The organism is Leptolyngbya sp. FACHB-711 (assembly GCF_014695615.1).
Taxonomy (GTDB): Bacteria; Cyanobacteriota; Cyanobacteriia; order Elainellales; family Elainellaceae; genus Leptolyngbya_A.
Genome location: NZ_JACJOR010000299.1, coordinates 1 through 8,589, shown reverse-complemented (window position 1 = coordinate 8,589; position 8,589 = coordinate 1). Strand labels below are relative to the sequence as shown.

The following is an 8,589-nucleotide window of genomic DNA, read 5'->3' as shown; positions in this document are numbered from 1 at the left end:
GGCGGTTCACCCATGCCCATTCGGGCTGCCTGAGGATGCCAGGACAGGGTAAGCCAGCCGCGCTGATTCAGGGTTCGCAGGGCAAGGGCAATGGTATGACGGTCGCGCTGATAGACCTGCTCCAGTCTCGCTGGAAGCCAGGTTTTGCTCAACTCAGCACAGATCGCCTTAAAGGTGGTGTAGTCAACAGGTTGCACAGCAGTTTAGGATATAAGCTCGGCTAAAGTGGTTAGGTCTTTCATTAAAGTGCAGGTTAACGCTATTATGTTGCGATCGATTCTGAGGTACTTTTTAACTCGAACTGAATCATCTGACTTAAGATAGAAATACCCTGCGCGAGAGCAAGATTCAAGCAGAAATTTAGTGTTTTTCCCGTAGTAGGTGAATTTTTAGCATCCAGTCTCGTGAATTTGCATCATATTGGTCAAGTTCAAGCTTTCTACTTTCATTATGGATATTCGGCTCATTAATATTGGCTTCGGCAACATTGTCTCTGCAAACCGGGTCATTGCGATCGTCAGTCCTGAATCTGCGCCCATTAAGCGAATCATTGGCGATGCGAAAGACGGCGGCAAACTGGTGGATGCGACCTATGGACGGCGAACTCGCGCTGTGATCATTATGGATGATGGTCATGTCGTGCTTTCGGCAATCCAGCCAGAAACCGTTGCCAATCGATTTGTAATTCATAAAGAGGGAGTGCTCGAAGCGTAAATCAGGCTAAGTAGGGTCAACCCTCCCTGATGAAACCCTCGCGATTTAGTAAGATAGTTTACTAATCATCATCCTCTAGCTGCGTGAGTGACATGGGAACTGGCAGACTGATTGTACTAACTGGACCAAGCGGTGTCGGCAAAGGGACACTTCTGAGAGCCTTGCTCAAACGGCATTCTGACCTTTATCTGTCTGTTTCTGCTACAACTCGGCAACCGCGCCCCGGCGAAATCGACGGACAACACTATCAGTTCGTCAGCCGCATCGAATTTGAGCGAATGGTGGCTCAGGGTGAACTGCTGGAATGGGCAGAATTTGCGGGGAACTATTACGGCACGCCTCGCCGCCCCGTTGAAGAAAAAATTCGGCAGGGCAAATGGGTTGTCCTGGAAATTGAGCTAGAGGGCGCACGGCAAATTCGCAAAACCTTTCCCGAAGCCCTGCGAATCTTTATTCTGCCGCCTTCCCTGGTTGAGCTGGAGTATCGGCTGCGGCATCGCGCTCAGGATTCTGAAGAGGCGATCGTCCGGCGACTGGATCGGGCACGATCGGAAATCAACGCAGCAGATGAATTTGATATTCAAGTGATTAACGACGACCTGGAAAAAGCCCTGGAACGGATTGAATCAGCTCTCTTTGCTCCGGCAGGCGTTTAATTGATTCAATGCTTGATGTAAGCTCTGAGTTTCAATGTGGGATTCTGACGCGATCGTTTAGATTGGAATGACTAAGTTTTGTCTGATTTGAGAAAGATCCGGATCAAACACTTCATTGGGCGAAGAGGTAATTACGGAAGATAATGATGGAAAAGCGCAGCAGTTGCAGTCTCACCTGTTCAGCCCCCCAATCCTAATCGCTCGCCTGATGAGAATCATTCACAAAAATTAAGCTGTATTTGCAGGAAGCGGATTTCTCCAGAAATTGCCCGTCTAAATACTTGTTTAGATTCGACCAGTTTATCAATTGGTCGCTTTTTTATGCTTGACGATGGACGACCGGCTTAGATGGCTGGCCGAAATGGGGGTCGCAGTTGTTGTAGTGGCATACCATAGCTCATGAATTGAGAAGCAGACGTTTTTGATTAAATCAAGCCTCAATCAGTTGGATTCATAAAAACTTACTCAAAAACGAATCTTCATTCGAGGCTTATGTTGTTCATTCATAGCCCCCAAAATGAACCCCAATATGCATACTAAAAGTCGTCACTCGTTTGGATTGTTTCTTAGCTCATCAGAAAACCCGGTAAATCACGTTGATACTTTGCCCCAGACGGCTAAACCGCTATCGCTTTTGCAGAGCATCTTAGAGTGTTTAGGAGATGGCATTCTCATTGCGACTGACCAGGGTGAAGTCCTTCACGCGAATCGATATGCTCAGCAGCTTTGCTGCCGAATCGGTTCCTATGTTGGATCAACGCTCACTTTACATCCCGCGATCTGGCGCATTTGCCAGGCACTTATCAAAGAACGAAACTTTATTTCCGATTGCTCTGAAGAAGAAACTGCTTCGCAGCGTACTGTAATTCTAGACGAAGAACTGCATGTGAATGAATCGCTTATTCGTGTGCGAGTTCGCTGGCTGGATTTACAAGAAGTGACTCGCCCCTGTTTGCTGATTACGCTGGAGGATCAGTATGAGTCGGCACGCTATCGGGCGATCGCAGAAGCATTAAAATACGGACTCACAAACCGCGAAACGGAAGTCTGGCTGCTAAAGCGAATTGGCTGCACTTATAAGCAAATTGCTGCCCAACTGCACATTGCAGAAGACACAGTAAAGAAACATATCAAAAACATTTATGCTCGACGGGAAGCGATCGAGTGTCTGAGTAGCTAAAAGAATGATTGCAACAATTCATCTTTAGCCCTCTAATCCATTACCAACCGACCTGAAATAAAAGCCAGCTTCGTATAATTACATGCACAGTTAGAGACCCAATCACGGGCACAAGTTAGACGAACAGTTACGCGCACAGTTACACGTACAAAGTTACACGCACAATTACAGCATTCCACTCCTGGGAGGTTTTCCTCCCTTTTTTGCGGGCGGCAGGAAGCAGTAGAGAACTTTTGTCGCAAAGTCTATGATAAAAGCCAAACCGCTCGATTTTGCCTTGCCCATGCGTGTTTCGGTAATTATTCCAACTCTGAATGAGTCTGCCTGTCTAGAACAAACGCTGCGCCACCTTGAGTTACTTGATCCGCCTGCCTGGGAAATTTTTGTCGTTGATGGTGGCAGCCAGGATGGAACGATTGCCATTGCAGAAGCGGCTGGGATTGCAGTCATTCGATGCTCAACTTCGGGGCGATCGATCCAGATGAATCACGGGGCAGAGGCAGCGACCGGAGACGCGCTTTGTTTTGTTCATGCTGATACGCTGGTTCCTGCTGATTTGGTCACGCTGATCGACGAGACGTTTGCTCAACCAGAAATCGTGGGCGGCGGATTTGTTTCGCTGATGACAGGCAAAACCCAAACGCGCTGGCTCACTTCGCTGCACAACTATCTGAAAACCTACTACGCCCCGCTCTTGTTTCGTCCCCATTTATTTTTCAAAGGACTGCGGTTGCTGTTTGGGGATCAGGCGATGTTTTGCAGGCGATCGGTTTTTGAACGCTGCGGTGGATTTGATACTGCGCTGCCCATTATGGAAGAAGCTGATTTATGTTTGAAACTGGTGCGCTACGGGCAAATTTGTTTAGTCGATCGAGTTGTGTTTTCCTCCGATCGACGGGTGGCAAAATGGGGTTTTTTGAAAGCGAACTGGGTTTATTTCTACATCGGTTTTCTCTGGGGCATTGGCGTTTCTGCGGATTACTTGAAGCAGTTTTATGAGGATGTGCGATAAAAAATAACCGCCTTTCTAGATGCCAAATTTGTGAAAACCTGGTTTTTTCTCCAGGCTTCAAAGTTCCCCGCTTTAAAGTTCCCTGGTGTTGGAGAATTTAAGGGACAATGCAGGATCTTGGCCACTTTTCAAATTCCCTGAAGCTCAGCTAAAATTGCTGTCAGATTTTGATAAACCCACTCCAGTTCTGCCTCGGTAATACAATAGGGCGGCATCAGGTATAAAACGTTCCCCAAAGGACGCAGCAGCAATCCTCGATCGATCGCCTGAGTGCGAATTTTACCCGCAATTTGATTTAAGTATCCAGGCTGATCGTTTGTCTTAATGTCAAAGGCAGCGATCGTGCCTGTAACCCGTAGCTTTTCCACGTTTGGCAATGCTTTCAACGATTCCAGGTTCTGCCAGTGCAAGGCTTCCATCCCGCGAAACTTTGACTCATTTTCCTGCATCAACTCCAGCGAAGCCAAAGCAGCTGCACAGCCTAAAGGATTCGCAGTATAGCTATGACCGTGGAAGAAGGTTTTTGTCAGATCATCACTATAAAATGCCTGATAAATTGCTTCTGAACTCACCGTCACTGAGAGCGGCAAAAAACCGCCGGTAATGCCTTTTGAAAGACAAAGAAGATCCGGTTCCACTCCTGCTTTGACGCAGCTAAACCATTCGCCCGTGCGCCCAAAACCAGTCATAATCTCATCAAAAATGAGCAAGGTTTTGGCATCTTTTGCCAGTTGAGCTAGTTTTTGTAGAAAGACCGATCGACACATCCGCATTCCGCCCGCGCCTTGAATCAGCGGTTCGATTAAAATTCCGGCATATTGATCGGACTGCTGAAGTTTTTGCTGAATTGCAAACAGAATCTCATCTTCTTTTTCCTCGATCGAATTGTCTCCCCAATAAGTTTCAGGATAGGAAACAAACTCCACTCGAAACAGCAAATCATCAAACGGCTGTGTAAAAATCGATCGCGTCCCGACTGCCATTGCCCCAAAAGTATCGCCATGATAGGCTCCCTCAAAGGCAATAAATGTCGATCGCTTTTGCTGTTGGTTTGTCCAGTATTGATACGCCATTTTCAGCGCAACTTCGATCGCCGTTGAGCCATTATCTGAAAAGAAGACGCGGTTTGATTTCGCAGGCAGTTTTTCAATCAATTTCGTTGCAATCTGCTCTGCCGGATCATGGGTGAATCCTGCAAAAATCACCTGCTCTAACTGCTGCGCCTGCTGATAGATAGCTTCAGCAATTTTGGGATGAGCATGACCGTGTAAATTTACCCACCAGCTTGAGATGCAGTCGAGCAATCGCTGACCGTTTTCTAGCTCTAACCAGACCCCCTGGGCAGATTTTACCTTCAGCGGTTCGGGTGCGGTTTTTGCCTGCGTGAAAGGATACCAGAGATGAGGATGCGCCATTGATAAAACTGTTAAGTGTTGAGCGATTTAATCATGAATTTCAAGCTGATTGTATGCAGTTTTGAGCGTTGCTGGATCGATCGCCTCCAGAAAATCAACTTCACCCAAAATTGGAACCTGGCCATAATGCTCGATTGCCGCCCGATTACCAGGATTCTTTTTACCGTTAATAATTACCCCCAGAATTGGAATATTCTCCCGCCTAAGTTGTGCCAGCGATAGCAGTGTGTGGTTAATCGTTCCCAATGCGCTTCTCGACACTAAACAAACGGGCAATTCTAAATGCTTAATCAGGTCAATCACGTAGTGGCGATCGTTAATCGGAACCATTAATCCGCCTGCTCCTTCAACAATCAAATGAGGCTGCTCGATTGTTTTAGGCAGCTCAAAATCATGAAGGTGAATTTCAAGGCCGTCGATCGCAGCAGAAGCATGAGGCGAAAGTGGCTCTGTTAATCGAAACCGTTCTGGCAGAAAATGAGCATCGTTCAATCCAGTCACTTGTTTAACATAATCTGTGTCTGTGATAGTGTCTAAACCAGACTGAAGCGGCTTCCAGTAAGCGGCATCTAAGCCAAGCGTGAGCATTGCAGAAGTAACAGTTTTACCAACATTGGTGTCGGTTCCGGTCACAAAAAAATGTTCTGGAAATTGAAATGGCATTTGCTTGATTGACTGCAATAATGATTAATCAATTCGCTGAATCGCCCAATAAGCGATCGAATGACTGGCAATTATTTTGTCACAATTCTGCAACTTCCAGGCGGCTGATAGCCGTTTTAATTGTTGGATCGAAAGCTGCTTTCGGGTTAAACTCAAACCCGCTCCGATTGCCTTCAAACTTCTGAGAAAATCGATCGCATCAAAATGGATTGTCTGGCTCACCACCTCATGGGTAAAACAGCAAACAGGAAGCGTTTGAACCTTTTCGAGTAAAGCATCAGTATTGGGTAATGGATTCAGCGTCAAAGGAAGATTGAACTGCTGACAGATTTGCCGCCATTCAGGAAAGCTGCGATCGGTGGGAAAGGAAATTAAGAGCCAGCCACCGGGTTTGACTGCTTTGAGCCAGCGAGCGAGTGCCTGCATTGGACGATCGAACCACTGCAACGCAAATCCGCTGGCGATCATGGCGTATGGTTCTTCTGGAATAGGCAACCGTTCGCCGTCAAGCTGCTGAAATAATACTCGATTTTGTTCTGAAGGAAGGCATAAATGAGACTGACAAAACGCTAGCATTTCCAACGATAAATCTGTGGCTAGAATCGATCGCTCTCCCAACCGATTTACCAATTCTTGAGTCAAAAATCCCGTCCCGCAACCAATTTCTAAAACATCACCTTCAGGAAGCTGAAACCAATCTGCGTCTGTTAGGCCAATAAGATGTCTTGCGCCTGCCTTCTGTACCGTTGCAAACTGATGATAAGTCGCAGCGGCTCGACCAAATCGATCGGCAATTTGAGATTTATCAAAGGAGCTAGGAGGTGACAACATTAGAAATTTATAGAAAAGCAAAGAGCAGATTGCAGTATCGACCAGCACTCAGCAAAGTGAGTAAAAGGAAGGGCGTGTCCGGCGCGCAGAATACGAATCAACTCACAAGAATGGAGCAGGGCGATCAAAAATTCTTGTGTTTGGGAGGCAGCAACGATGCGATCGTTTGAGCTACTAAAGACAAGGACTTTAGCGATCGACTGCATATAAGATGCGTCAAGCTTTGAATCATTTAACTGATGTAGATCTTGCAGCAGAAGCGAGTGATTGAGGTGGTCAAAATCATGCTGAAGTTGGGGATATCCAGAGTGATGATAAAAGTTTTGCAGTACAATTTCTGGCATTGCCTGAAATTGGCGAATCATTTCACCCAATACAAGCTGCGATCGTCTTTTCTCTGCTCTCGCTTCAGGATGAAACGTGAGGAAACTATTAAACACAATTAAAAAATCAGCTTGCTGCAGTAACTCGAGCGGGCAAAGATGCAGCCCGTAGGAATGGACGAGGATGATTTTTTTTGAATCAAAATTGGTAAAGCTTGGCTGAAGCGAATTACCAAAATAGCCGCGATCAAATGCCTGAAACTTGCAGCCCAACTGGGTGAATTGTTCCTGCCAAAACTTCCAGCATTGGCGATCGAATCCCCACCCGTGAAAGGCAATTACTTCAGTCTTAAAGTTCCCCAGGATTAGGGGATTTGGGGGGCTGAGGTAGGACATATCTCACGACTTGATTATTATAAACATTTCTTTTCTTCAAATTCACGCTGGTATCGCTGATAAAGCTTGAATGAGCATTTCTAGATGCTCCGGCTGATGCTGACTCGAAAGAGCGATCCGAATCCGTGCAGACCCTTCTGGAACCGTTGGTGGACGAATCGCAACGGCTAAAATTCCTTCTGTTTCTAAAGCCCGTGAAAGCTCTAATGTTTTTTCAGACTCTCCCACCATCATCGGAACAATCTGAGAGTCAGAATTGAGTGTGCTATAGCCTATTTTGTGCAGCCGATCGCGTAATTCCTTCGACTGATTGATTAAATGCTGTCGCTCATCATCAAGATCAGGAATTAATGTCAGAGCAGCATCAATCGCCCCAATTATACCGGGCGGCAGAGCCGTCGTATAAATAAATCCAGGGCAGTAATTAATTAAATAGTCGCGCAGTTTTTTTGAGCAGGCAACGAATGCCCCGAACGCCCCGAAGGCTTTACCCAATGTCCCTACGACCAGATCAATTTCTGGCTGGAATGCAGCTAATCCCATTCCCTGTTCTCCCAGTACACCAAGCGCATGAGCATCATCTAGATATAAAATCGTATTGTACTGATCTGCAAGCTGAATTAAGGCAGATACATCGCTTCGATCGCCATCCATGCTAAAAACAGTTTCAGTTACAATCATGAGCCGATCGTAGGACTGCGAGCTGACTTTTTTGCACAGCGTTTCAAGCTGATTCAAATCATTGTGGGCATAGCGATAAAACCTCGCCCCGCTTGCCAAAATGCCTTGAATCAAACTGCTGTGAATTAGCCGATCGCACAGCACACAAGATTGAGCAGTCAGCAGTGTCCCTAGCAGGGTCATATTTGCTTGAAAGCCTGAGTTAAACAGCAAAGCAGCTTCTCGTCCACAGGCAGCTGCCAGTTTTTCCTCAAGCTGATGATGAATGTCGTAGTTGCCCGCTACAAGCCGCGATGCCGTTGCGCCTGTCCCGTACCGTCCTGTATAGTCTTGCGCTGCCTGGATCAGTGCCGGATGCTTTGACAGCCCCAGATAATCGTTCGCGCTGAAGTTGAGCAGTGGTCGTCCCTGCTTCCGGACCCATACGCTATTCATCCCCCCCTCGCCACAGGGCGAAGCAGCCGGAACAAGCGGCTGAAGCGATCGCAACCGCTGCTGCTCAACCCGTTCTGCCAGGGCGCGATCGATAAAATCAAATTTGTTGGCTTTGTTGACTGTCATAGCGTTTTCCATCATACGAGCCAGGGGGGACAGCGTTAAACAAGATAGGTCATCCCCAAGGGCAGGCAAGAGAACCATTACCCATGACTACTGCCTTATGACTAACGACCAAGCTATCCAACACCCTTTGCGGCAGATAATTTAGCCTGGACTGCAT

10 protein-coding genes are annotated in these 8,589 nt (G+C 46.9%); 4 read left to right on the top strand and 6 right to left on the bottom strand.

Going from position 1 to position 8,589, the window contains the following annotated elements:
• On the bottom strand, window positions 1-197 hold a 197-nt coding region (locus H6F80_RS11855), incomplete at its 3' end, for an NFACT family protein (protein ID WP_190791757.1).
• Between the two features lie 253 nt (window positions 198-450).
• On the opposite strand from H6F80_RS11855, the gene remA reads away from it, so the two are divergent.
• The 4 genes from remA (at window position 451) to H6F80_RS11835 (ending at window position 3,562) form a co-directional block, all read left to right on the top strand.
• Window positions 451-714: an extracellular matrix/biofilm regulator RemA gene (gene remA / locus H6F80_RS11850; protein ID WP_190791756.1), complete on the top strand. Its 264-nt coding sequence runs from the start codon at window positions 451-453 to the stop codon at window positions 712-714.
• A 92-nt stretch (window positions 715-806) separates the two neighbouring features.
• Window positions 807-1,370: a guanylate kinase gene (gene gmk / locus H6F80_RS11845; RefSeq protein ID WP_190791755.1), complete on the top strand. Its 564-nt coding sequence runs from the start codon at window positions 807-809 to the stop codon at window positions 1,368-1,370.
• 517 nt (window positions 1,371-1,887) lie between these two features.
• Complete coding sequence (locus H6F80_RS11840; RefSeq protein ID WP_190791754.1) at window positions 1,888-2,550, top strand: helix-turn-helix transcriptional regulator; 663 nt, start codon at window positions 1,888-1,890, stop codon at window positions 2,548-2,550.
• A gap of 247 nt (window positions 2,551-2,797) precedes the next feature.
• The gene (locus H6F80_RS11835) at window positions 2,798-3,562 is read left to right on the top strand and encodes a TIGR04283 family arsenosugar biosynthesis glycosyltransferase (RefSeq protein WP_242067307.1); all 765 of its coding nucleotides are present in this window, start codon (window positions 2,798-2,800) and stop codon (window positions 3,560-3,562) included.
• A gap of 128 nt (window positions 3,563-3,690) precedes the next feature.
• Here the strand turns inward: H6F80_RS11835 and bioA are convergent, their stop codons facing one another.
• From bioA to bioF, 5 genes are read right to left on the bottom strand one after another with little or no spacing between them, the layout of a single operon-like run.
• Window positions 3,691-4,977, bottom strand: a complete 1,287-nt coding sequence (gene bioA / locus H6F80_RS11830; protein WP_190791753.1) for an adenosylmethionine--8-amino-7-oxononanoate transaminase — start codon at window positions 4,975-4,977, stop codon at window positions 3,691-3,693.
• A 27-nt stretch (window positions 4,978-5,004) separates the two neighbouring features.
• A complete protein-coding gene (gene bioD, locus H6F80_RS11825) occupies window positions 5,005-5,640 on the bottom strand; it encodes a dethiobiotin synthase (protein ID WP_190791752.1) in 636 nt (211 codons plus the stop codon).
• 24 nt (window positions 5,641-5,664) lie between these two features.
• Entirely contained in the window at window positions 5,665-6,471 is an 807-nt protein-coding gene (locus tag H6F80_RS11820) for a methyltransferase domain-containing protein (RefSeq protein WP_190791751.1), read from the bottom strand.
• A complete protein-coding gene (locus H6F80_RS11815; RefSeq protein ID WP_190791750.1) occupies window positions 6,471-7,190 on the bottom strand; it encodes an alpha/beta fold hydrolase in 720 nt (239 codons plus the stop codon). Before H6F80_RS11815 ends, H6F80_RS11820 begins: the two co-directional genes overlap by 1 nt.
• A 42-nt stretch (window positions 7,191-7,232) precedes the next feature.
• A complete protein-coding gene (gene bioF, locus H6F80_RS11810) occupies window positions 7,233-8,432 on the bottom strand; it encodes an 8-amino-7-oxononanoate synthase (RefSeq protein ID WP_190791749.1) in 1,200 nt (399 codons plus the stop codon).
• Window positions 8,433-8,589: the final 157 nt, after the last annotated feature.